The sequence below is a fragment of the Seonamhaeicola sp. ABD4_175 genome (genome assembly GCF_056160885.1).
Genome location: NZ_JBSWYC010000003.1, coordinates 533,079 through 558,212, shown reverse-complemented (window position 1 = coordinate 558,212; position 25,134 = coordinate 533,079). Strand labels below are relative to the sequence as shown.

The window sequence follows — 25,134 nt, the reverse complement described above, 5'->3', positions numbered from 1 at the left end:
AATAAAAATATGATGTTAAATTTAGATTTTTCGTAAAAATTCATAAGGGTTTTTATCAAATTAAACAGATAATTATTATGTTATTTTATTCAAAATAAATCATGTAATTTAGTGGAAAACAAACCATCCTTTTTTTATGAAATTCAAAATAACTTTTACATTATTATTAGTACCAGTGTTATTAATTGCTCAAGACGCGAATACGTATTTTTCTTCTATGAAATACAGAAATATTGGTCCGTTTAGAGGTGGACGTTCTGTGAGTGCCACTGGTGTTGTAAATAACCCACTCACCTATTATATGGGAACCACAGGAGGTGGCCTTTGGAAAACTGAAGATGCTGGTGCGCATTGGAATAATATTAGTGATGGCTTTTTTAAAACAGGTTCTGTAGGTGCTGTAGCTGCTTCAGAAAGTAACCCCAATATTATTTATGTTGGCATGGGTGAACACGCTATACGAGGTGTAATGACCTCTTACGGTGATGGTGTTTACAAATCTACCGATGCCGGAAAAACATGGAAACACATTGGTTTAACTAAAACCGAACAAATTTCTAGAATTGTTATTCATCCGACAAATCCAGATATTGTTTACGTAGCTGCCCAAGGAAAATACAGTGCCCCAACCCAAGAACGTGGCGTTTATAAATCTGTTGATGGTGGTAAAACTTGGAAAAAAACTTTGTTTGTTAATGATTTTTCTGGTGCTTCAGAATTATCAATAGATATGAACAATCCGCAAGTACTTTATGCGGCTTTATGGCATCATCAAAGAACACCTTGGAAAATGATTAGCGGTGGCCAAGGTAGTGGTTTATATAAATCTACCGATGCTGGTGAAACATGGACAAAATTAGAAAATGGTTTACCAAAAGCTTTAGGTAAATTGGCTATAACGGTTTCCCGTAGCAATAGCAATAAAGTGTATGCGCTTATTGAAAGTGATTCTGAAACCAATAAAAGTGGTTTATATGTATCAAACAACGCAGGGAAATCTTGGAAACAAGTAAGTGGTGATAACAGATTAACACAACGTGCTTGGTATTATATTGAGGTTTTTGTTGATCCTAAAGATGATGAAACTGTTTATGTATTGAGTGCACCAGCACTACGCTCTAAAGATGGTGGGAAATCTTGGGAAAGAATTACCGGAACTCATGGCGATTTTCATGATTTATGGATTAACCCAAACGACTCAAAAAATATGGTAATTGCCAATGATGGTGGCGCAGCAATTTCCTTTAATTTTGCAAAAAGTTGGTCTTCACAAGATATTATGCCTACCGCACAATTTTATCGTATTAATGTTGATAATGATTTTCCTTATAATATTTACGCGGGCCAGCAAGACAATACTTCGGTAAAAATTGCTAGTATGAATATAACAGGTAGCAGCATTACAGAACGTAACTGGACACCGGCTGCTGGTGGTGAAAGTGCATTTTTAGCCTTCAACAAAGATAATCCAACCGTTACTGTTGGCGGAAGCTACTTAGGTACTATAGAGGCTTTAAATATGAAAACTAAAGTAAGCACCAAAATTATGGCTGCGCCTATTCAATATCTTGGAAAAGCCGCCAGAGACATGAAATATCTTTTTAATTGGAATGCGCCTATTATTTGGTCTCAACATGAGCCAAACACTATTTTTCATGCAGCACAATTGGTTTTAAAATCTACTGATATGGGAAAAACCTGGACACATTTCTCTCCAGATTTAACTAGAAATATTGATGAAAAGCAAGGTAAAGGCGGTGGCCCATATACTAATGAAGCTGTTGGTGCCGAAAATTATGGTACTATTAGTTATTTAATAGAATCGCCTCATGAAAAAGGTGTATTTTACTCTGGTAGTGATGATGGTTTGGTGCACATTACCAAAGATAATGGTAAAACCTGGCAGAATATTACACCTAAAAAATTAGGAGAAACACTTATTAATGCTATTGAAGTATCGCCACACAATCCGGCAGTGGTTTATATAGCTACTACCAAATATAAATTAGGCAACTACACGCCTGCCCTTTTTAAAAGTAATGATTATGGGAAAACATGGAAAGCTATTAATAACGGCATTCCACAAGGTGCTCACACCAGAGTAATTAGAGAAGATAAAGCTAAAAAAGGACTATTATACGCAGGTACAGAATTGGGTATTTATATATCTTTTGATGATGGAAATACATGGGAATCTTTTCAAAGAAACTTGCCACAAACACCCATTTTAGATATAATGGTTCACCAAAATGATTTAATTGTAGCAACCTCAGGAAGATCATTCTGGATATTAGATAATTTGTCATTATTATCTCAATACGAAGCCAAAACCCAAGGCGTAAAATTATATGAACCAGAGCCTATTTACTATGGTAATTGGGGAAGCAGAATGAACGGAAATGTTGATAAATTTAATGGTATGCAATACTTTGTTGGTGTTAATCCAACTAACGGTATTGAGCTGTATTATGAGCTTCCAAAGGTAGAAAAATCAAAGCCTGTTACGTTAAAAATAACAGATAGTAACGGTAAACTTATTAATACATATACTTCTGTAAAAGATTCTACCTACGTGCCACATAACGGTGGTGGCGCACCAAGAGCTCCTATGCTGTCTAAAAAAGAAGGTTTAAACCGTTTTGTGTGGAATATGCAACATAAAATTGTGCCCGGTATACCAAAGGTTTATATTGAAGCTAGTTTTAATGGTCACAAAGTTATACCAGGTGAATATACAATTACATTAAGTTATGATGGAAAAACGTATACTACAAAAGCAGTAATTAAAGAAAATCCAGACTACAATATCACAAAAGACGAATACATGGCTTATGATACAATTATGAGCGAATTTGAAGCCAATGTTACCGAAATGCATAACAAGGTTAACCTATTAAACTCAGTAGCTAAAGATATAAGTAAGGCATTAATTAGGTTAAAAAAGAAGCATAAAGACTCTGATGTTATTAAAACAGGTGATAGTATTTTGAAAGCCATAAAAATCTGGGATGAAAAAATGGTACAACGAAAATCTCAAGCGTATGATGACGTTGAAAACTTTGAAAATAAATTTACAGCAGATTATCTGTTTTTAATGAATCAAACTAACAGCAGCTTACCAAAAATAACCCAAGCATCAGTACTTAGGAAACAAGAATTAGATAAACAATGGAAAACTTTAAAACAAACAGCAGATAATTTAATTAACACTAAAATACCCGATTTTAATACAATGTTGTGGAAAGAAGGTATTGGTGCTATTAATTTAAAATAACTACTTTTTTAAGGTATGATGCATTTAATCTATAAAAAAGATGAAAATGCTCTTTAAAATAATTATTTCATCATTTAATTACAAACTCAATGAAAATTAATAACTAAATTTGATAGTCTATCAATATCTTATTAAAATTAAATACACTAAAGTAAACTGTAATGTTGAATGAATGATGTTGCCAAAATAACTTTTTTTGATGTTTTGTTTTTTGTTTTAGCTGCAGTATCGGTCATTATGAGTGCTTTTTTACAAAAGCAACAGTTGTACATTATTGTACCGGCAGCTGTTTTGGCATTAATAATTACATACATACACAAAACCAAAAAAAAAGCCAATTTACTATTTGTATCAGCATTAATTGCGGTTTTAGTTTCTAATTTTTTTTCACTTTATAATTTTGATAGGTTTTACCTATGGATAACTAATTTAACAACATTACATTTGGTGTTATTTTCAGTAGTTTTAAAAAAATATTTAAAAAAAGGCACGTTAAAGTCATTTTTAAAAAGCCATGTAATAATTAGTTTTGGTTTAATACTCTATATTATTTACACTGTTTTAAGTTTTATGGTTGAACAAATCTCAGATAATGAATTATTCTTCTCTTTAATATGCGCTATTAGTATAGTGGTTTTTATGTTTACAGTATCGGTTATTTATATAAACGATGTTTATGAAAACTGTTTAAATGTTTTAACCGCAGGTATTTTGTTATTTTTTCAAATGGGACTAAGTACTATAAATGAGTATTTGTATTTTAATAAGTTTTTTACTGTTTTAATAATGATTACACATTTTGTAGCAATTTATTTTTTAATGAAGTTTATTGTAGAAACTAAGGTGAGCAGTGTTAAAAACACTGAAGAAAGATTTGTTTAAAATTAACAGCTTACCTTCTTTAAATTTGTATTCATCTATACATACAAGAATATTTAACTAATAACAACTGTTTAAATTGAATTTGGCTAATATATTTGTAAAACCAAATCGATTAAAACAAACTTAACCTACTTTTTTAAAAAAAGTGAATAACATTTAATGTTTGTTTTTAATAAAAATATAAATCCTAATAATGGCTTAAAAAAGACTTTAACAATTAGCTTTTATGTTCTTCTTTTAATAGGAAGTGTAATAGCCTTCTTTTTTGAGAGGCGTTGTCAAATTTATATCGTGCCTTTATTAGGGTTTAATTTGTTATTAATTTACGTTACCCAAAAAAAGCAAAAACTTAACCTATTTTTTATAATAGCTTTATGTATTGTTTTTGCAACAGATATTATTTCTTTGTTGGCTTTTTCAAAATTTCAGCATGTTGTGGCGCTTCTAACATCAACATATTTAATTGGGTTTATTTTGGTAATTAAAAATTATTTAACCCATAGTAAATTGAGTAATTTCTTAAAAGCTCATGTTTTAATAAGTGTTTTATTTATTGGTTATGTTTTGTACATGATTTTAAGTTATTTAATGAGTTTTATAGTTGGAAATAAAATTATTATTACATTTTTATGTGCCTTTTTACTGGTTGTTTATTTAACAGCAATTGCAGTTATTTATTTAAGTAATGTTTATAAAAATGGTCCTATAATATTAATTTCAGGTATTTTACTTTTTTTTCAAATAACGCTTAGTACAATAAACCAATATTTATATTCTCATAAGTTTTTTTCGGTTTTAATTTTACTAACACATTTCACGGCACTTTTCTTTTTAACAAAATTTATTGTTGAAACAAGTCCAATTAAAACAAAAAGAAATTAGTGTTATATTGCTTCAAATAATTTTATTTTTTTGTTTAAATAAAATTAATACAAACTCCTATTTTAAACCTTAAGAACAAACTATATTTGCGCCCATTATGTGGATGTATTTAGGTTTATTAGCTGCATTGTTTTTAGGTTTACATAACTTATGCAAAAAACATGCAGTACAAGGTAATGAGGCATTTCCGGTGTTGTTGGGTACCGTAACTAGTGGTTTTATTTTTATAGCTTTTTTTTATGTGTTATCTGTTTTTTATCCGGAATATGCGCAAAGTAAAGGCTATAATTTTCAAGTTATATCATGGCAACAACATGGTTTTATAATCATAAAATCGGCTATAATGGCAGCATCATGGTTATTAGCGTATCAAGCATTAAAACATTTGCCAATAACTATAGTAACACCTATTCGTTCTGCAGGTCCATTTTTCACCTTTATTGGCGCCATAGTTATTTACAGAGAAAGTCCTAATTTTTATCAATGGATAGGTTTTTTTCTCATTATTTTTTCGGTAATATTATATTCAAAAATAGGAAAAAAGGAAGGCATCATTTTTAAACGAAATAAATGGATATTTGCCATTATTGGCGCAACGTTTTTAGGTGCTAGTAGCGGATTATATGATAAATTTTTAATTCAAAATTTAAGCTTAAATCCGCAAACATTACAATTTTGGTTCTGCCTCTACACTATTCTAATTTTACTAATTATTTTAAGTATAACTTGGTTTCCTTTTACAGAAAAACGTAAAGCATTCAAATTCAGATGGTCTATAATTGCAGTTGGCATTTTATTGCAAGCAGCTGACTATTTTTACTTTAAGGCTTTACAAGATCCAGATGCTTTAATCATGCTACTTTCAGCTATTAAACGTAGTCAAATTATCATAGCCGTTGTGGTTGGTGGCTTCATTTTTAAAGAGCAAAATAAACGCAAAAAACTGGTACCTTTAGCAGGTATTATGGCAGGCGTATTTCTTATCCTCTACAGTTAAAATTTTGTTATAATTAGCGTATTTACATTAAACCTTTGTTAAAAAAATGAATGTTCATTCACTTTTTTATACCTTTGCTTTGTAGAATTTAAAGTAATGGCAAAACTTCAAAAAAGCATAGATAAACGTAACGCTTTAGTTAAGGCAACTATTGATTTGGTAAATAACAACGGTTTCCACGCTACACCTATGAGTAAAATTGCTAAAATGGCTAACGTATCGCCAGCAACTATCTATTTGTATTTTGAAAACAAGCAAGATTTAGTGAATCAAACTTACATAGATGTAAAAACTGAATTTACACGTTTTGCTTTTGAAAATTATGATGCCAACGCACCTGTAAAAGAAGCGTTTCATTACATCTGGAATCGAATTGCAGATTTTAAACTAAAACAATGCGAACACGCTTTGTTTTTAGCACAATGCGATAACACACCAATGATTGATGAAGCTAGCAGACAAGAAGGCATTAAACATTTACAACCGTTACTAGATTTATGGGCAAAAGGTAAAGCTGAAGGTATTATTAAGCCATATTCAGACTATATTTTATATGCCTACGCTATAAACCCGCTAGCGTTTTTAATGTTAGCTCAAAAACGTGGCGCAATTACTTTAGATGATACACTAATTAAAAATGCTTTTGAAGCAGCTTGGAACAGTATAAAAAAATAAAAACAACCTATGGAATTATTAGATAAATTAAATTGGAGATATGCCGCTAAGGCTATGAACGGTAAAGCCGTACCAGAAGAAAAAGTAGAACGTATTTTAGAAGCTGCACGATTAGCACCTACGTCTAGTGGTTTACAACCTTTTGAAATTTTTGTGGTAAAAAACCAAGACATCAAAGAACAAATTAAACCAATAGCATGGAACCAAAGGGTTATTACAGAGTGCTCTCACCTACTCGTTTTTGCTGCTTGGGACACTTACACTGCAGATCGTATTAATTATATGTTCGATTTAACCAACGATATTCGTGGTTTTAAAAACGAAGGTTGGGAAAATTACCGACAAATGTTACTTAACGCGTACCCGCAAAAAGACGAAGAAGAAAACTTTAATCACGCGGCAAAACAAGCCTACATTGCATTTTCTCAAGCAATCGCAGCTGCTGCTTTTGAAGGTGTAGATGCAACACCAATTGAAGGTTTTGATCCTGAAGCTGTAGATAAAATTTTAGGCTTACGCGAAAAAGGCTTACGTAGTGCAGTATTGTTACCACTTGGTTATAGAGAAGAAGAAAATGATTGGTTGGTAAATCTTGTAAAGGTTAGAAAACCTATGGAAGATTTAGTAACCGTAATTGACTAATTAAAAAAAGAGAAAGAAAATGAACAATTTTGAATTTAAAAATCCTACCAAAATTATTTTTGGAAAGGATTCAATAGAAAAACTAAAAAATCAAATACCACAAGATGCCAAAGTATTAATGCTTTATGGTGGTGGTAGTATTAAAAAAAATGGTATTTATGATAAAGTAAAAACCGCTTTAGCTAACGTAGACGTTACCGAGTTTGGAGGTATTCCTGCAAATCCAGAATATGATATTTTAATGAACGCTTTAAAAGTCATAAAAGAAGAAAACATTACCTATTTATTAGCAGTTGGTGGCGGTTCTGTAATTGACGGAACAAAATTTTTATCGGCTGCTGCAGTTTACGACGGTGATACACCTTGGGATATTCTAATAAACAAAGTGCGTACTGAAAAAGGAATGCCATTTGGTACCGTATTAACCTTACCTGCTACAGGATCTGAAATGAATTCTGGCGCAGTTATTACTAGAGAAGAAACTAAAGAGAAATTAGCTATGGGCGGACCAGGTTTATTTCCGCAGTTTTCAATATTAGATCCTTCGGTAATTACCTCTATTCCACAACGTCAATTAGCAAACGGTTTAGCCGATGCGTTTACGCACGTTTTAGAGCAGTATATGACCTATCCAGTTGGCGCATTATTACAAGATAGATTTGCCGAAAGTATTATTCAAACCTTAATAGAAGTTGCACCAAAAGTATTAGAAGACCCTGCAAATTATGAAGCAGCATCTAACTTTATGTGGAGCTGTACTATGGCTTTAAACGGACTTATACAACAAGGAGTTCCTGGTGACTGGGCCATCCATATGATGGGACACGAATTAACCGCTTTATTTGGAATAGATCATGCCAGAACATTAGCAGTAATTGCACCAAGCCATTACAAGTATAATTTTGAAGCTAAAAAAGAAAAATTAGCGCAATACGCAGAACGTGTTTGGAATGTAACCGAAGGTAGTATTGACGATAAAGCCTACGCTGCAATCGAGAAAACCGAAGCGTTTTACCGCAAGTTAGGTATTGACACTAAATTGTCTGATTACACAGATAAGTTTGAAGGTACTGCCGAAGAAGTAGAAAAACGTTTTGAAGATCGTGGCTGGAAATTGGGCGAAAAACAAGAATTATTACCTAACGATGCAAAAAAAATAGTAACAATGGCGTATTAAATAGTATAGTTTTAATATAATAAGCCTAAAAAAAACAGGACTTTATTTTACATAAAGTCCTGTTTTTATTTATGATTTCAAAGTTTTCAATTCCTTCTCTAAAGTTTCTGCTTTGGCTTTAAACTTTTCCATAGCTTTCTTCATCTGTCCTATTTTCTTAAAAGCTTCTTCATTTTGCACTGCTGTAAAAGTTTCTACACCTTCTTTTTCTTTATATTTGGCTTTTGCGCCACAGGTTGGGCACGTTCTTACATCTGACATATATTCTTGTTTTTAAAATTATAAAAATGAAAAGACTATCAATTTTGATAGTCTTTTCTACTATTAATTAATACCATTTTTATTTAACGATATATCGTTTCATTGTCATGGTTTTTCCGTCAATCATATTGGCATATGTTGCAACAGATGTGTCTTTCATAAATTTTTGCATAGAATTTTCTGCATCTGTCATTGTCTTCCATTTAGCTACTACTAATACTTCATTGGTATCGTCATCAAAAGCACTTTCTCTACTAATATAACCAGGTTGTTTACTGGTATAATTAGTATCTACCTTGGCATCTTCAATCCAAAACTCATCAGCATTTACTGTTGATTTCATTTTGAAAGTGGTTATTTCTATCACATAAGTGTCCATGTTTTTTTCTTTTTTATTAAAGCTTAAAGCTGTTAAACTTAAAAATATAATTATTGCGTATTTCATTGTTGGTTTTATTAAAAGTTAAATTTTCCGTTTGTGTTTTTTCTATCTGTTTCTGGTAAAATAGTTTCCATAACATCCCAGTGTTCTGCAATTTTACCGTCTTCTACTCTAAATAAATCATAATATGACGTTGGCTTGCCTGCAAAACGACCTTCGCTAATGGTTAATACAAAATTACCTTGACCTAATACTTTATGAACGGAATCAAATTCCATATGAATACCTTGTTTTGCCATAGCTTCTAACGCTTCCCCTAAACCCGATAATCCATTGGCAATATTTGGGTTGTGTTGTATGTAATTATCGCCATTAAAGTAACTTTGTAGTTTATCCATTTTCCCATTCACTAAAACGTCGTTTACAAAGTTTGATACTAATGTTTTGTTAGCTTTGGTTTTATCTAAATCGGTAATAGTTGTTGTACCATCTATTTGAGAGTGACCACTTGGGTTTTTAGGTTGTTTTTCAATTAAATTATCCCAATGTTCTACAATTAATCCATTTTCGAATCTAAATACATCAAAACCTATTTTTGGTCCAAAAAAATCATATTCTGTTTGTGTAAATACATAATCACCATCTTCAAAAGCTCTTATAGTATTTACTTTAAACCCGCCTTCAGGTGCGTTTTGCAATATTGCTCCAAATCCTGCTAAACCATCGGCTACAGTTAAGTTATGCTGAATGTATTTTTCTGGATTAATGTAGCTTGCTGGTGTTTTATCTCCAGTTTCTATACTTTTTAAAAGAGCTACCACTTTATCTTTGTTTGTTGTTTTAACTTGGGTTTCCATAGCGTTTTTTTCTTCTTTTTGTGTGTTTTTGTTTTGTTTTTCAGATTTGCATGATGCTATAACTAATACTAGCGATAATGCTGTTACTAAATGTTTCATTTTGGTTTGTGTTTTAATTACACAGCAAAATTATTATGAAACTTAACTTGTATTAAGATAGATTTCAGAAGAAAAATGGTAAATATCGAACCTAAGTATTTACAGATATTCTTTTTTGAAGTTATTTGGGGTTAATCCTGTATGTTTTTTAAAGTATTTTACAAAATTTGTAGACTCTTCAAACCCTAAATTATAAGCTAATTCGGTACTCTTAATTTCTGAATTTATAAGTAAACGTTTAGCTTCTAATACCAAAAACTGATCAATAAACTGTTTTGCTGTAACATCAACAGTAGATTTACAAATAGCATTAAGGTGTTTATAGGTAATGTTTAGTTTTTCGGCATAAAAATCAGCATTTCTACTTAATTTATAATGCTTTTCTAATAGTGATTTGAATTGTAAAAACGTTTGAAGCTTTTCAGATTGTTTAAGATGAAATGTTTGATATTGCTTTAAGCGTTCTAATTTTGAAAAAATGATTGAATGTAAGGCTTTGTAGGTGTTTTCTTGATTGTAGTCGTCTTTTGAATTGCTGTATTCTTCATAAAATAAATTGAAATAATTCAAAACATTAGAATTATTTGGTACTTGAATTATAGGCGAGAATAAATGTGCATTAAACAACCTTATGATTTCATTTTTAGGCAATACATTTATTTGATTTTGAAGGTATGCTGTCGTAAATAATAAAATATACCCTTTTAAATTTTTGGTAAATTTGAAGGCATTTATTTGTCCTTTTGAAATATGAATAATAGTATTTTTTTTCACAGGATGCCATATAAAATCTACTAGTTGTTGGCTTTCGCCTTCGGTATAGTACACAATCATATTAAAAGCGACTTGATGCGCTTTTTCTGGGTGATGGTCTTTCACCAAATCTTTACGAGTGGCTAAACTTTCAATGGTAAGAATTTCTATACCAGAATTGTTTGGCTTTTTGGCATTAAACTCAATATTTGGAATGTCTTTTTGTGCCACTTCTGCCCTATTTTAACTTATGGTTTCATTAGATTTTTCTAATTGCTTTCTAATATGCTCACTATCCCAATGATTATCATAGGCTACAATACCTCTTTTAAAATCATCTTCAAGTAGTTTTTCCTGTTGTTGAAGTTCTTTTCGGGCGTTAAATATATAATCGTCATCACGTTTTGGCGAGGTAGCTAAACGACGTAAACTGGCTTCATCATATTTAATAAAATTTTGAACTTGGCGGTTTAAAGTATATTTTCTAAAACCTAATTTATTAAGGGCATCACTGGCTAACGCTAACGAGGTGTCTAAGGTTTCGCGGTAAATATTAGTTACATCAAGGTTTAGTAACTCGTAAGCATCGTAACGGTTTTTTGTGCGAACTAACATTTCAACATGCGGATATTTTTCTTTTACAATTTTACTAATGGCTTTAGCTACAGAAACTTTATTGGTGGCGCAAATGAGTAATTTAGCTTCGGCAATTCCTGCAGATTCTAACAAATCTTCGCGTGTGGCATCGCCGTAATACACTTCAAATCCCATCTTACGTAAAAAATCTACTCGGTTAGAATCGAAATCTAAAATGGTGGCTTCTACACCGTGTGAACGCAAAAATCGGCCAACCGTACTACCAAAATGCCCAAAACCAACTAAGATTACTTTTTGTGATTTAGCAATATGATCCATTGGGCGTTTTATAGATTCTTTTGTGCCAATTTTTGGAAGAATAAAACGCTCGTTTACCACTGCCAAAATAGGTGTTAACGACATGGAAACGGCGGTAACTACCAACATCATATCCATTTGTGCTTGTTCTAAAATTTTAAGCTGAAAGGCGAATGAGAGTAATACAAAAGCAAACTCACCAACCTGCGCCAAACTGAAAGTTAACAACACATTCTGATCGAGTTTTAATTTGAAGATGCGACCTGTAATAAATAATACCACCGCTTTTATAGCAATAATAGCTATTAAAATACCACCAATGGTTAACGGACTATTCGCAATCACCACAAAATTAATAGAGGCACCAACCGCCATAAAAAAGAGACCGAGTAGAAGGTTTTTAAACGGTTCTAGCGTGCTTTCTAATTCATGTTTAAATTCACTAGTAGATAAAACAACACCGCCTAAAAAGGCACCTAACGCTGGACTTAAACCAACAAATTCCATTAAGTATGAAATTCCGAAAACGATTAAAAATGCAGCCGCAATCAACAATTCTCTCACGCCTGTTTTTGCTACTTTACGCAACATGGGCACCACTACAAAACGACCTGCTATAACAATTAAAACTACCGATAATATAATGGCTAAAGTTTGTAACCCAATTGGTAAGCTTTCAATTAAAGTCTCTGTAGCATGTGCATTTGTAGTTGTTGTTTCTTCAGATGAATTACTAAATAAAGGCAAGATACCAATCATAAATATCACAATAATATCTTGAAATAATAATATTGAAAATGAACTTGAACCAAAGGTGGTGTTCATCAACCCTTTTTCCTTTATGGTTTGTAACGCAATGGCGGTTGATGAGAGCGCCACAGCCATACCGATGGCCAATGAAACCTGCCATTCATAACCTAAAAAAGCAAATAACACATAGGTTAACCCCATGGTTAGTGCCACTTGTATACCACCCATTCCGAGAATGGACTTTCGCATGTTCCAGAAGTTTTTGGGTTCAATTTCTAATCCTATTAAAAACAGCATTACTACAACGCCAAATTCGGCAAAGTGTAAAATATCTTCACCTTCTTCACCAATAAAACCTAATACATACGGGCCAATAAGCACTCCTGCCAATAAATACCCAATGACTGAACTTAATCCTAATCGTTTAGCTATTGATACACAAATAATGGCACCAGCAAGAAAAACAATTGCTTCAAATAATAAACTTCCAGACATATTTTAAGCGGTTAAAATTTCTAAATCGTTCAAGAAAAAGCAATTTGATAATTGGGTTGCTTTAAAATCACCTTGCAACAAATCAATTAGCTGTTCGTATTGGTTTGCGTAATCCAATAAATCATCATCGGATAAATGGTGCGTTCCCATAACCGCAAAAGGTGGTAAATAGCTCATACCACATAATTTTGCAGTTTGTTCAAAAGGTCTTAAAAATTCATTGATAGTGTATGTATTATACCCTGCTGTACAATACACCTCGCGAGATCCGCCAGTAGTTATTACGTTAAAAACGGTTTTATTGTGCAATACTTTTCCTTGTGGTCCGTATGCCCAATTAAACTCTAAAACTAAATCTTTCCATTGCTTTAAAATAGCTGGACTACTATACCAATACAATGGATGATGCCAAATTACAATATCGTGCTGAAGCAACAACTCTTGTTCGTGTTGCACATTAATATGAAAGTTAGGATAATGCTCATACAAATCGTGAAATGTTACATGAGCTTTATCCTTTAATCGCTCAATAAGCGTTGCATTAACTCTAGATTTTTCAAATTTAGGATGTGCAAAAAGAATGAGAACTTTTTTCATTGGCTGAAATTGGTTGATGTTAAGAGATTACAAGCTTGTAATAGCCTATGTTAAAGTTAGTAATAATTTAACTTTTAATAGCACTTTAATCTACCCAAACAGATTTTGTATTTGTAAATTCTTTGATACCATAGCCTGCTAACTCTCTACCGTAACCACTGTTTTTAACACCGCCAAATGGTAATCTTGGATCTGAAACCACTAATTTATTTACAAAGCTACTACCGGCTTCAAGCTGTGATGCTATGTTTTCACCGCGTGCTTTGTTACTTGTAATAACACCAGACCCCAAACCAAATTGCGAGTTGTTTGCAAGTTCTATAGCTTCAGCTTCATCTTTGGCTTTAATAACTGAAGCAACAGGACCAAAGAGCTCATTATCAAAACCTTCCATTCCTGGTTTTAAATCGGCTAAAATTGTAGCTGGATAAAAAGCACCATCTGTTTCTGGTATAGTTCCACCTAAAATTAATTTTCCACCTTGCTCAATGGTTTTGTTTACCTGTTCATGTAACTCGTCTCTTAAATCTACTCGTGCCATAGGGCCAAAATAGGTATCTTCATCTAATGGATTTCCCATTTTAGCAGCGGCCATTTTAGTTTTGTAGCGCTCTAAAAATTCGTCATAAATGCTTTCTAAAACAACAAAACGTTTGGCAGCAATACATGTTTGTCCGTTGTTTTGTAACCTACCAAATGTAGCTAAATCTGTGGCTTTATCTAAATCGGCATCTTCTAAAATAATATACGCATCACTGCCGCCAAGTTCCATAACTGTTTTTTTAAGATTTTGGCCAGCGATAGAAGCTACCGATCTTCCGGCAGGATCACTACCCGTTAATGTGACAGCGGCAACAGCTTGGTTTTCAATAACATTTTTAACTAATTTAGAACTTATATTTAGGTTTGTAAATGTATATTCTGGAAAACCTGCTTGTTTAAAAGCATCTTCTAAAGCAAAAGCACAACCTTGTACGTTTGATGCGTGTTTAAGTACCCCAATATTACCCGCCATTAATGCAGGTGCTGCAAACCTTATAACCTGATAAAACGGAAAATTCCAGGGCATAACTGCTAAAACAACGCCTATTGGTTGAAATGCTACATAGCTTTTACTTGCTTCGGTTTTAACGGTTTCATTAGCTAGTAAATCACTCGTATTATCGGCATAATAATTACAAATCCAGATACATTTTTCTATTTCTTTTCTAGACTGCCCAATTGTTTTTCCCATTTCGGAAGTAGCCAATTGTGCGTAGTGTTCTTTGTTGGTTTCTAAAACATTGGCCAATTTGCGCATGTATGTTGCACGTTCATCAAAGGAAAGTGTTTTCCAAGTTTTAAAGGTTTTATGTGCTTTTGAAATTTTATCATTTAATTCATCTTCATCTATACGTTTGTAGGTTGCTATTTCTTTTCCGTTTGAAGGATTTATACTTATTGCGTTTGCCATTTTTTATTTTTTTAAATTTTGTGAATATTCTTTTATGCGTACATTTAGAATTTCATGATTTAGTGAATAATCTACAGGTAAATCTATGATATGTACACCTTTTGAATTTAAAGAGGTTTCTAGAATGTTTTGAAAGTTTTCTACAGATGAAGCCCTATAGCCCTTGGCACCGAAACTTTCAGCATATTTAATGAAATCGGGGTTTTTGTAATCTAAACCATAATCGCCAAAACCATTGTTTTCTTGTTTCCATTTAATCATTCCGTAGGCGTTGTCATTCAAAATAATAACAACCAAATCTAAATTTAATCGTACTGCAGTTTCAAGTTCTTGAGAATTCATCATAAAACCGCCATCGCCATTTACCGAAATTACTTTTTTATTAGGGTTTAATTCTTTGGCCATAATAGCAGAAGCTAAACCAGCGCCCATGGTTGCCAAAGCATTATCTAAAATTAAACTGTTTTGTTGGTATGCCGGGTAATTACGTGCAAACCAAATTTTATAAATACCGTTATCTAAGGTTACAATGCCATTTTCGGGTAAAGTATTTCTAATAATATTTACCAAACGCTGTGGTAAAACAGGAAATCTATTGTCTTCTTTGTATTTTGATAAGTGTTTGTTTACATTTTGTTTTACTTTTAAAAAGAAATCAATATCCCAGCTTTTTGCAAATACTTTTAAAGCCTTTGTTAATTGTGTAACACTGTTAGCAATGTCTCCAATAACATTGAGATGCGGGAAGTAAACTTCATCAATTTCGGCAGGGAAAAAGTTAAGGTGAATGACCTTTCGGGTATCTTCAGTATGCATAAAAAACGGTGGTTTTTCAATGGTATCATGCCCTACATTTATTATAACATCGGCATTACTGATGGCTTCATGAAGGAAATCTGACTCTGACAAGGCAGCAGTACCCAAATACATGGGATGTCTTTCATCTATAATTCCTTTGCCCATTTGGGTATTAAAAAATGGAATACCCAATACATCAACAAATTTGGTGAGTGCTTCACTAGCTCTTTTGCGGTTAGCACCAGCACCTATAAGCAACAAAGGCTTTTTTGCTGCCTTTATCATGGTAGCTGCTTTTGTTATCGTTTCGGTATCTACGTGTGGTATTCTGTAATCTACAACTTCAAAAATATTAGCATCTTCAACCTGTTCTTCGGCAATATCTTCGGGTAATTCAATATGTACAGCTCCGGGTCTTTCTTCTTGAGCTAACCTAAAAGCCTCTCGCGTTATTGACGGAATATGAGCACCATGTGTAACTTGTTTAGTAAATTTTGTGAGTGGTTGCATCATTTCAACCACATCAATTATTTGAAATTTACCTTGTTTACTTTTTTTAATAGGCTTTTGCCCCGTAATCATTACCAAAGGCATAGCGCCCAATTGCGCATAAGCGGCCGGTGTTACTAAATTAGTAGCGCCCGGACCTAAAGTAGCTAAACAAACACCTGGTTTGCCTGTTAATCTGCCATAAGTTGCGGCCATAAAACCGGCACCTTGTTCATGGCGTGTTAGCACCAATTTTATTTTTTTTGATTTTCGTAGAGATTCTAAGAAATCTAAATTCTCTTCACCGGGTAAACCAAAGATGTATTCTACGCCTTCGTTTTCTAGTGCTTTAATAAATAAATCTGATGCTTTCATGTAGTAATTTTTCTTTTTTTATTTTTTAAACTAGTGCTGTAATAAATCTAAAAATAAAGCTTTAATGCCCTAATTTAAAGCATTAAACATTTGTTAAAACACCTGTTGTATTAGTTAAAAGATTATTAATTTTATCTGTATCATAAGCATCAGGATGCGCATTGTTGTAACCACCTCTGTCATTATCATAATAAGCACCTGTTTTATTAGCATGAATACTATCCATAGCTAAAGAGTATAAAATATCAACACCTTTCTCCGCAGGCGACCAATGCTGTCCATAAGCCTCTTTTGCCATTTTGGTATTTAATAACGATCCTGGATTTACAGCAATAGTCGTAACATTGGGATGTTGTTTTGCAAAATTGAACGACCACATGGTTAAAGCCAATTTACTTTGCGCGTAACTTTCGCTTGAATTAACGGTAGCATCACCAGTTAACACCCCTTTTTGCACTGTAGATTGTGCTGCTGAACTTAAATTAACAATTCTAGGTTCTGAAGCTTTTTCTAAAACCGAAATAATGTTTTCTGTTAAAACGTAAGGTGCTAAATAATTTACAGCCATTCTAATATCTAAACCATCTTTTGTTTTATTGGATGCTGTTTTAAAAATACCTGCGTTATTTATGAGAATGTCTAAACTTGAAACTTCATTTTTAATTTGTTCAACCATTTGTTTTACAGCATTCAAATCGGAAAAATCGGCTACAAATCCTTTGATGTTTTGGTTTTTTGAAGCTTCTTTTAGTTCATTAATTACTGCTTTTAATTTGTCTTCACTTCTACCGTGAAGATATATTTGGTGTCCTTCTTTGGCTAGTTTTAAGGCTGTAAGTTTCCCAATGCCGTCTGTACTTCCTGTTATTAATATGGTTTTCATTTTTTATGTTTTTTTAAAAAACTTCAATTCAAGAGAAGTTCTCGATACTATTTTTCTTCAGAATGTCTTCTGAAGAATAATCACTCGAACTGACGTTTCTAATTCATTTGTAAAATATTCTAATTTTTAAAATGGAGCAATCATATCTTTTGGTCCATCTGGTAAACTCCAACGTTGGCGAGCAGTAACACTTTCTAATGCCACATCTTTAATTGAGTTGCCACTGATATTTCCGTAACTACTGGTGCTTCCTCTAGGAATTTGCATATTGACACCATACAACCAAACTACTAAATTACTACGTTGCCCACTTTCTATTGGATGTGTGGCGTGTGGTACATTACCTCTATGAATGATGGCTTTACCTGGTTGAAACTTGGTTTGTACGGTTTTACCAGAAGCTTTATCATAGAAATCTACTATAGAACCTGTAAACTCTTCATTAGGTAAATTGGTATTGATATTTAAAGTTGCTGACGAAGCATCGGTATGCGCGTGTAAATCTTTGTCTTTATCTGGATTGTACTGTATTGAAAACCCGAAAGTCTGATTATCGTATCCGTAAGTTCCTAATAAAAGTCGAGAAATGGGGCGCATATAACGGTCCATAATTGCGTTATAAAACGCTTGAAAACTTGGTGTTGCCAAATGCCCTTCAGAACGTGGGTCTAACATCATTCCGTAGCGGTTTAATTGAATACCGTAAGGTGCACGTTTTGGAATTCCGGAATTAACCACATCTTCTAAATACGTTCTAAAATCGGCTAAACGTTCTAAATCGAAAAACTGTGTTTCGTACACACCAGGAATAATTTCTTCCCATAAATCGGCAACAGCAGCTTCTTTTTCTGGATTTTCCCAAGCATCGTTAATGGCTTTACGTAATTTAGGATCAAGTAAAGATTCATCTGGCAATAATAAATTGTCTTTATTTTCTTGCTCCCATTCCGCCCAAGCAGCTTCTAATAATTCACGGTTATCGTTCCAAAATTTAGAAACCGATGGATCGCGTCTTAATGATAATTCTCTTGATGGCACTTCTAAAGCAAGTGCTTGTTGTAATGCATTGGTATATTCTATTGTTTTCATAATAAATTTTTTATTGTTTGTTATTTACACTACAAAGGTATTCCAGACATGAAGCTATTTTTTGGTAGAAAACAATGTGGTATTGGTAAAAAATAAGGTTTCTTGTAAAAAACTATTATAAACTAGCTTTATAGGCACTTAAACTCATGCCTTTATAGGTTTTAAAGGTTTTATTTAAATGACTAGAATCGGTAAAACCAAGTTCTAATGCAATTTCAGAGTCTTGTGCATCGGTGTATTTTAATCGTGTTTCTACCAACTTTAATTTGTAGTTGATAATGTACTTTTTAAGAGAAACATCGGTATGTTTTTTAAAATATTCACTAATGTAATTATCTGCCATATGAAATTCATTGGCTAAACTTTTAGTAGTTAATAATTCCGAATTATAAATGTTAGAATGAATATAGTTAATGATTTGCTGAATTTTTGAAGACTTTATTGCTTTGACTTCAGAAGCGTTTACATACTGAATATTACGAGCTATTAAATGAAGAATTACAGACAATGAATTTTGAATAATGAAAATATCGTGAGTTTGGGTATTTAAATATTCCGTAGCTACCATATTGACTAACGACACTAAATGCGACCTGTCTGAAGTTGTTTCAAACTGCATTTCGCGTAGTTGATGGCTTTCGCTATTTAAAATTTCTTCAATTTTACGAAACCAATCGTTTACGGGTAATTCTTGGTTTTTCGCATTGGTGTTTCTAAAAAAACTCTTCAAAAATTTAATAGCAATACTACTTGTTGCAGTTTCGGCCTCAACAATATAAATATCATCAGGAATGAATACAAAAACACTATTTGATGTATAGTTAACCGTTTTTCCGTTTATTTTAATGAGTCCACTACCCGTTTCAAAATATAAAATTTCAAAAAAACGGATGTTTGTATATTCACAAAACGAAAAAAATGTTTGGTCTTTGTACTGTTGTATAACAATATTTTCTAAAATCGTTCTTGCCATAATTATAATTAATTAAACCTTTTAAAAAATGAAAAAGCCACACAGAATGTGTTTTACATTTGGTGGCTTTTTCTGCTATTAATCAATCAAACTAAACTTAAAATCTATCTGTAAGGGACACCATTTACAATAGGTTTAAACCTAAAAATATAAAACGGTGTAGATGATTTATCCTTTCCATTGTTAAAAACAGCGCCATTATTAACCTGTGCTGCAGAAACGTACATATAACCATCGACGTGATTGTAACTTACACCATCTGGCCAAACCATATTTTTATGTTTTGCAATGGTTTTTACACTTTTATCTTTTGCAGAAACCACTGCGACACTTTGCGTCTCAAGAGCTGTTAGGTAAATATTTCCATCCATATCAATACTCATTCCGCCATTGTTAGGTTTTTCAGAATAGGTTTCAATTTTAGTATCTAAATCTTCATCTGTAAAAGCTTCATTTACTAAATCTAAAGTTTTAATTCTGTAGATTTTTGTTCCGTTTAATGGTCCGTAATAGATGTATTCAAAATCTTTATCTGCTGTAATTCCGTCGTTACCAACCAACAAATCATTTCCGTTTACTGCCAAATGTTTACCATTAATAACTGTTGGTGTATTTTCTGGTTTTGTGGTTCGTGTACCTTCCAAAATGCGACGTGTTTTTCCTGTTTTCATATTTACGATGATGAAAGCCGCTTTACTTCCGTCACCACCATTACCAATACCTTCATCTGCAATTATGAAATAACCGTGTTTGGTATCTACGACCATATCGTTGGGCTGTGCAATCTTTGGAACAGACGATTTTGGCAAGTAATAAATACGCTCTAAACTATTGGTTTTTGTATTCCAACCCACAATTTTAGGTGTTACGTTATTACGTTGTGCCATATCTATCATCCAGATAATGCCATTTTCGTCATTACGGATTCCTAAAACGTTACTTAAATAGTTGTCGTCGGTATCACGAGGTGTATTCCACGCTTTATTTGGAAACGGTTTGCTTTCTTTGGTTTTTGCATCCATTATCATCACCCGATTTTCTGGTGTAAAAAAGGGATGATGACTATAAACCAAATCGCCATTATTGGTAAATGTAATGTTACCAACTGCCTGATTTGTTGTTGCAAATACTTCTGCTTCTGTTAGTGAATTTTGTGCACTTAATGTCATAACCGAAATTGCTAAAGCAAATATTAATATGGAATGTTTCATAGCTATTTTACAATTATACTTTTTAATGCGAATTCTCTCTTTCAGAATTTTTCACCAACTGTTTTAATACGTCATAATCACTCGGAACTGGAATTACACCGTTTTCAGTTTGATACACTTCGTAAGCCTTCTTTAATTCTTCTGCAACTTCTGGCATTTCAGAAATTAGATTATGCATTTCTGATGGGTCTTTGATAATGTTATAAAGTTCCCATTCACCAAAACCTTTAGTTTTAGGGTTGTACACTAGTTTGTAATCGCCTTTAAAAACCGCTCTACTACCTGCCAATTCAGAACCTATGGTTTCCTCTGCGCTGTGAACTTTATTAGATTCAGTGGTTAAAGATGCCCACATACTTTTTCCTGTAATTGGAAAAACTTCTTTGTTTTTATAGGTGCTTCCTGTGTCTTCTAATCCTGCAACTTCTAACATTGTAGGTACTACATCCTTAATAAATGCAAATTCTTGAGTAATCTTTCCGGCTTTAATTTTCTTTGGATACCACGCTATAAAAGGCACTCTGACACCACCTTCAGTAGAAAACATCTTGTAATAACTATTTGGCGTGTTAGATGCTGAAGCCCAATTTGGACCATAATCTGAAAAGGAACCTTTTAACCCTACTTGCGAATAATCACCTTTATAATCTTCCATAGAAGAATAAGTGTAATTGTCTTTGTACCAATCTTTAAATGCCGGATTTTTTGGTAACTGATTTGGGTCTGCACCATTATCTGAAAGAAAAATAATCACTGTATTTTCATACTCACCAATGTCTTTAAGATGATTGATGATACGACCAATATTATAGTCCATATTATCTGCCATACCTGCGTAGGCTTGCATTCTTCTGGCATTGAACTTTTGTTCTTCTTCTGATAAGTTTTCCCAATCGGACAATTTCCAAGCAGGAACTGTTGTTGCTGCATTTTCAAAATTAAGGGTAACTTCTGGTGAAACTATTCCTAATTCTTTTTGTTTCTGTAACCTGTTAAGGCGTAGTTCTTTCCAACCCTTATCATAAACACCATTGTATTTGTCTATAAATTCTTTTGGCGCCTGATGCGGATAATGAACCGCTTGATACGCTACATAACCAAAAAATGGTTTGTTGTCTTCTTTACTAGAATCGATGTAGCTTATCATTTTATCAGTGTAGTAATTTGAAGAAAAATAGTTTTCTGTTGGCAAACTAATTTGTTTATCATCTTCAAAATAATGCACCGCTTTGTTTAAAGGCATATACGGTTGCTCAACCCAATTATCTGCACCACTTTCCATAAGTGCAAAAGACTTTTCGAAACCTCTGGCATAAGGAATTTTGGTTTCGGTTTTTCCCAAATGCCATTTACCAACCATATAAGTATGGTAACCACCATCTTTTAATCGAGTGGCTACAGATACAACGTCATCATTTAAAAAACCTTCGTAGCCTGGTTGCCCAAATTGGTTATCGGCTTGTATTTCTACCAAATTACCAATACCTGCTCTATGATTATCGACACCAGTCATCAGCATAGACCTAGATGGCGAACAAGCTGCACTTACGTGAAAATTGGTAAACTGCGTGCCTTCTTCTGCCAATTTGTTAATATTGGGGGTGTTGATTTCGCTACCGTAAACACCAATATCGCCATATCCCATATCATCTGCCAATATTAGAAGAATATTTGGTTTCTTTTGTTCATCTTTTGACTCGCTATTTTTGGCTGTTTTATCCGCTTTTGAATTACATCCAAAAAGTAATGCAAGGCATACAGTAGATACTATTTTTAACGCTTTCATAGCTGCTATTTAATTTTATAATCGCCATTAGAGCGAATGTAAATTACCGTTTCAACATCTGTACTTAAACGTGGTGAAGCTTTTTCTTCTGCACCGAAATAAGAACCGGCTTCCAACACATTTTTAGCATCCTTTTTAGAAAATTGATGCGTTACTTTACCAGAAATAACCACAGCTCTAAAATTTGGACTTAAATTTTTAATACTTCCTTTAAAACCAGCTGGTAATTTTATTAATGATGCGCGTAGTTGATTTTTATCGTGACTTCCCCATAAAAAAGCAGTTTCTACATTACTTTTTTCTGAAACCCATTCAATATCATTGGCGTTTAACCAAACTAAATTGGTTTTATCTACGTTTACTGGTTTTTCGCCATTATCAAACGCTTCAGATGTTGGTTTTACCAAATATGGTCCTTCTTGAATATCTAAAAACGCCATATTATCTTCGGCATCAGCAGCTGTAATATGTGCTTCTCCTGCTGGTTGCTGCCAATACGAACCGGCTGGTAACCATTGTTTTTCGGCATTTTCATCATCATTATGCAATAAACCTTTAATTACGATACCACGATAGGTGATGTTGTGAATATGTGGTGGTGATGAAAATCCTTTTTTAAATTTTACTAAAAAACCAGCGGGTTCATTTTTTGTACGGTCGCCCCAAAGTTTTCCTGCAGCAGGACTTTTATCGCCGCGTAATGGATTTAACCATCCCCATTCTACGTTGTCTGCCGTTACGACTTCGTTTTTAGATTTTCTAGCATCTGTTGTTGGTGTTTGGGCAAAAGCCGTAACACTTAATAACAGCATTAGTAATCGTGTTGTGATTGATTTCATAGTTTTTGTTTTATTGATTAAAAACGAAAATATTTCGTTTTAAAAATTATTATTCTTCTTTTGTTTTCTTAAGATATGCAGGTAATTCTTTGCTTAGCCAATCTTGACGAACAGGCACATGCACATCTAAATCTACGGTTTCTTCTAACGCCCAAAATTCGTGCGGTACATTTTCTGGAAATACAATAACTTCTCCTGCGCCTACTTCTACAAAGGTTTCTTTGCCATCAATTATAGTCTTGATTTTTACCTTACCAGACATAATATATGTTATCTGTTCATTTGGGTGTTGGTGCCAAGGAATATGCGCGCCTTTTTCAAGATTAAAAATGGTCATTTGTCCTTTTTCACCGTGGAACCACTTGCGTTTTATGCCTTTACCAATAGTTTCTGATTCCATTTCATCAAAATTGAAATGTTGCACTTTTGATGTGGCTACAGAATCTATGGTTGTTACTTGTGCGCTTGCTTCAACTCCTATAAAACAAATAAAAAGCAATACTATTGAAACTATTATTTTATTCTTCATTCTTCTGAAATTAACTGACTTATTGAGTCCAAAATCCTTCTAAAACTATTTTACTTTTTTACTACTGAAATATCAAGTTGAACATCTTTTAGTGATTTTTTAATACCCATTAGTAAAAACTAATTGTACTTTACAACTAACATCTAGCTTAAACGTTTTTAGAAATTATATTTCTGTAAAAATTTCACTTTCTGGCAATCTAGATTTTGGTGTTTTATCTGTTGAATTAAAGTCAGATTCTGCTCTGTAACCTATAGAAACGGCTACTAAAGCTGTGTAACCTTTTTCTCTTAAACCGAATTCTTCATCTAAAGCTTTTACATCAATTCCTTCCATAGGTGTCGCATCAATACCTAAACTCGCAACGCCTAACAAGAAGCTTCCTATGTTAAGATATACCTGTTTTTCCATCCAATGATTTAAATCTTTTAAATCGTATTTATGAATATCTGCAAATGTTTTAACAGCACCTATAAATCCGTTTTTTATGTCTTCATTTGGGAATCGTCCATTTTTATCATCTACATCTGCAATGTGTTTATAATAATCTTCATTAGCATCGGTTTTTGCACAAAAAAGCACCACTGCAGAAGCATTAGTTACTTTAGGTTCGTTAAAATGGAAAAAACCTTGCGTTCCTTTTGCTATACGTGCTTTACCTTCTTCAGTTTCAGCAATAATAAAATGCCAAGGTTGTAAGTTAACACTAGAAGCACTCATTCTTAAAAGGCTTTTTACTTGATCCATATCTTCTTTAGATATTTTTTTGGTTGGATCAAATTCTTTAGTTGTGTATCTCCAGTTTAATGTTTCTTTTAAATTCATTTGTATATGTTTTTATAAGTTGATTTAATTTTAACACAAAGTTATGTAGGGTATAAAGCTATTTAATGGTACAAAAAAAGGTGATGTTAGTACAAAAAGAGGTTTTGCTCTTAAACTTTTCTTAAAGCCCTGTGTTTTTAGGCTTTCTTTAACAGTTTAGTGCGTGTTTTAATTGATAGGTGAGCATTAATTTTTCGATATTTAGTGGTATAAATGTATAAATAAAGGTTAAAATTAACACCACACCCCTATTTTTGGTTAATTTTG

22 protein-coding genes are annotated in these 25,134 nt (G+C 32.9%); 6 read left to right on the top strand and 16 right to left on the bottom strand.

Annotated elements, in window-relative coordinates; all coding sequences use genetic code 11:
• The first annotated feature begins 136 nt into the window (after positions 1-136).
• The 6 genes from ACXAG4_RS12165 to ACXAG4_RS12140 all read left to right on the top strand — a co-directional run bounded on the left by ACXAG4_RS12165 (position 137) and on the right by ACXAG4_RS12140 (position 8,529).
• A complete protein-coding gene (locus ACXAG4_RS12165; RefSeq protein ID WP_475296349.1) occupies positions 137-3,274 on the top strand; it encodes a WD40/YVTN/BNR-like repeat-containing protein in 3,138 nt (1,045 codons plus the stop codon).
• A gap of 168 nt (positions 3,275-3,442) precedes the next feature.
• Positions 3,443-4,156: a hypothetical protein gene (locus ACXAG4_RS12160; RefSeq protein WP_475296348.1), complete on the top strand. Its 714-nt coding sequence runs from the start codon at positions 3,443-3,445 to the stop codon at positions 4,154-4,156.
• Positions 4,157-5,135: 979 nt separating this feature from the next.
• The gene (locus ACXAG4_RS12155) at positions 5,136-6,035 is read left to right on the top strand and encodes an EamA family transporter (protein ID WP_475296347.1); all 900 of its coding nucleotides are present in this window, start codon (positions 5,136-5,138) and stop codon (positions 6,033-6,035) included.
• 96 nt (positions 6,036-6,131) lie between these two features.
• Positions 6,132-6,710 carry a TetR/AcrR family transcriptional regulator gene (locus ACXAG4_RS12150; RefSeq protein ID WP_475296346.1) on the top strand — a complete coding sequence of 193 codons (579 nt, stop codon included), beginning with the start codon at positions 6,132-6,134 and terminating at the stop codon, positions 6,708-6,710.
• Positions 6,711-6,719: 9 nt separating this feature from the next.
• Complete coding sequence (locus ACXAG4_RS12145; RefSeq protein WP_474539507.1) at positions 6,720-7,352, top strand: nitroreductase family protein; 633 nt, start codon at positions 6,720-6,722, stop codon at positions 7,350-7,352.
• A gap of 19 nt (positions 7,353-7,371) precedes the next feature.
• Positions 7,372-8,529, top strand: a complete 1,158-nt coding sequence (locus ACXAG4_RS12140) for an iron-containing alcohol dehydrogenase (protein ID WP_475296345.1) — start codon at positions 7,372-7,374, stop codon at positions 8,527-8,529.
• Positions 8,530-8,598: 69 nt separating this feature from the next.
• Here the strand turns inward: ACXAG4_RS12140 and ACXAG4_RS12135 are convergent, their stop codons facing one another.
• The 16 genes from ACXAG4_RS12135 to nfsB form a co-directional block, all read right to left on the bottom strand.
• Complete coding sequence (locus tag ACXAG4_RS12135; RefSeq protein ID WP_475296344.1) at positions 8,599-8,790, bottom strand: hypothetical protein; 192 nt, start codon at positions 8,788-8,790, stop codon at positions 8,599-8,601.
• 79 nt (positions 8,791-8,869) lie between these two features.
• Positions 8,870-9,235: a hypothetical protein gene (locus ACXAG4_RS12130; RefSeq protein ID WP_475296343.1), complete on the bottom strand. Its 366-nt coding sequence runs from the start codon at positions 9,233-9,235 to the stop codon at positions 8,870-8,872.
• 11 nt (positions 9,236-9,246) lie between these two features.
• Positions 9,247-10,128, bottom strand: a complete 882-nt coding sequence (locus ACXAG4_RS12125; protein WP_475296342.1) for a nuclear transport factor 2 family protein — start codon at positions 10,126-10,128, stop codon at positions 9,247-9,249.
• Positions 10,129-10,227: 99 nt separating this feature from the next.
• Positions 10,228-11,112: a helix-turn-helix domain-containing protein gene (locus ACXAG4_RS12120; protein WP_475296341.1), complete on the bottom strand. Its 885-nt coding sequence runs from the start codon at positions 11,110-11,112 to the stop codon at positions 10,228-10,230.
• A 12-nt stretch (positions 11,113-11,124) separates the two neighbouring features.
• Positions 11,125-13,020, bottom strand: coding sequence for a monovalent cation:proton antiporter-2 (CPA2) family protein (locus ACXAG4_RS12115; protein WP_475296340.1), 1,896 nt, complete (start codon positions 13,018-13,020; stop codon positions 11,125-11,127).
• 3 nt (positions 13,021-13,023) lie between these two features.
• Positions 13,024-13,617, bottom strand: a complete 594-nt coding sequence (locus ACXAG4_RS12110; RefSeq protein ID WP_475296339.1) for an NAD(P)H-dependent oxidoreductase — start codon at positions 13,615-13,617, stop codon at positions 13,024-13,026.
• Positions 13,618-13,702: 85 nt separating this feature from the next.
• The gene (locus ACXAG4_RS12105) at positions 13,703-15,070 is read right to left on the bottom strand and encodes an NAD-dependent succinate-semialdehyde dehydrogenase (protein ID WP_475296338.1); all 1,368 of its coding nucleotides are present in this window, start codon (positions 15,068-15,070) and stop codon (positions 13,703-13,705) included.
• Positions 15,071-15,073: 3 nt separating this feature from the next.
• Complete coding sequence (locus ACXAG4_RS12100; RefSeq protein WP_475296337.1) at positions 15,074-16,732, bottom strand: acetolactate synthase large subunit; 1,659 nt, start codon at positions 16,730-16,732, stop codon at positions 15,074-15,076.
• 82 nt (positions 16,733-16,814) lie between these two features.
• A complete protein-coding gene (locus ACXAG4_RS12095) occupies positions 16,815-17,615 on the bottom strand; it encodes an SDR family NAD(P)-dependent oxidoreductase (RefSeq protein WP_475296336.1) in 801 nt (266 codons plus the stop codon).
• 126 nt (positions 17,616-17,741) lie between these two features.
• Positions 17,742-18,704, bottom strand: a complete 963-nt coding sequence (locus ACXAG4_RS12090; RefSeq protein WP_475296335.1) for a 2OG-Fe(II) oxygenase — start codon at positions 18,702-18,704, stop codon at positions 17,742-17,744.
• A gap of 115 nt (positions 18,705-18,819) precedes the next feature.
• Entirely contained in the window at positions 18,820-19,677 is an 858-nt protein-coding gene (locus ACXAG4_RS12085) for a helix-turn-helix domain-containing protein (RefSeq protein WP_475296334.1), read from the bottom strand.
• Positions 19,678-19,781: 104 nt separating this feature from the next.
• Positions 19,782-20,888 carry an L-dopachrome tautomerase-related protein gene (locus ACXAG4_RS12080; protein ID WP_475296333.1) on the bottom strand — a complete coding sequence of 369 codons (1,107 nt, stop codon included), beginning with the start codon at positions 20,886-20,888 and terminating at the stop codon, positions 19,782-19,784.
• 22 nt (positions 20,889-20,910) lie between these two features.
• Complete coding sequence (locus ACXAG4_RS12075) at positions 20,911-22,674, bottom strand: sulfatase family protein (RefSeq protein WP_475296332.1); 1,764 nt, start codon at positions 22,672-22,674, stop codon at positions 20,911-20,913.
• A 5-nt stretch (positions 22,675-22,679) separates the two neighbouring features.
• The gene (locus ACXAG4_RS12070; protein ID WP_475296331.1) at positions 22,680-23,513 is read right to left on the bottom strand and encodes a DUF4437 domain-containing protein; all 834 of its coding nucleotides are present in this window, start codon (positions 23,511-23,513) and stop codon (positions 22,680-22,682) included.
• Positions 23,514-23,562: 49 nt separating this feature from the next.
• Positions 23,563-24,042 (bottom strand): cupin domain-containing protein, encoded by a 480-nt coding sequence (locus tag ACXAG4_RS12065; RefSeq protein WP_475296330.1) that lies wholly within the window; start codon positions 24,040-24,042, stop codon positions 23,563-23,565.
• 165 nt (positions 24,043-24,207) lie between these two features.
• Entirely contained in the window at positions 24,208-24,867 is a 660-nt protein-coding gene (gene nfsB / locus ACXAG4_RS12060) for an oxygen-insensitive NAD(P)H nitroreductase (protein ID WP_475296329.1), read from the bottom strand.
• Between the last annotated feature and the right edge of the window lie 267 nt (positions 24,868-25,134).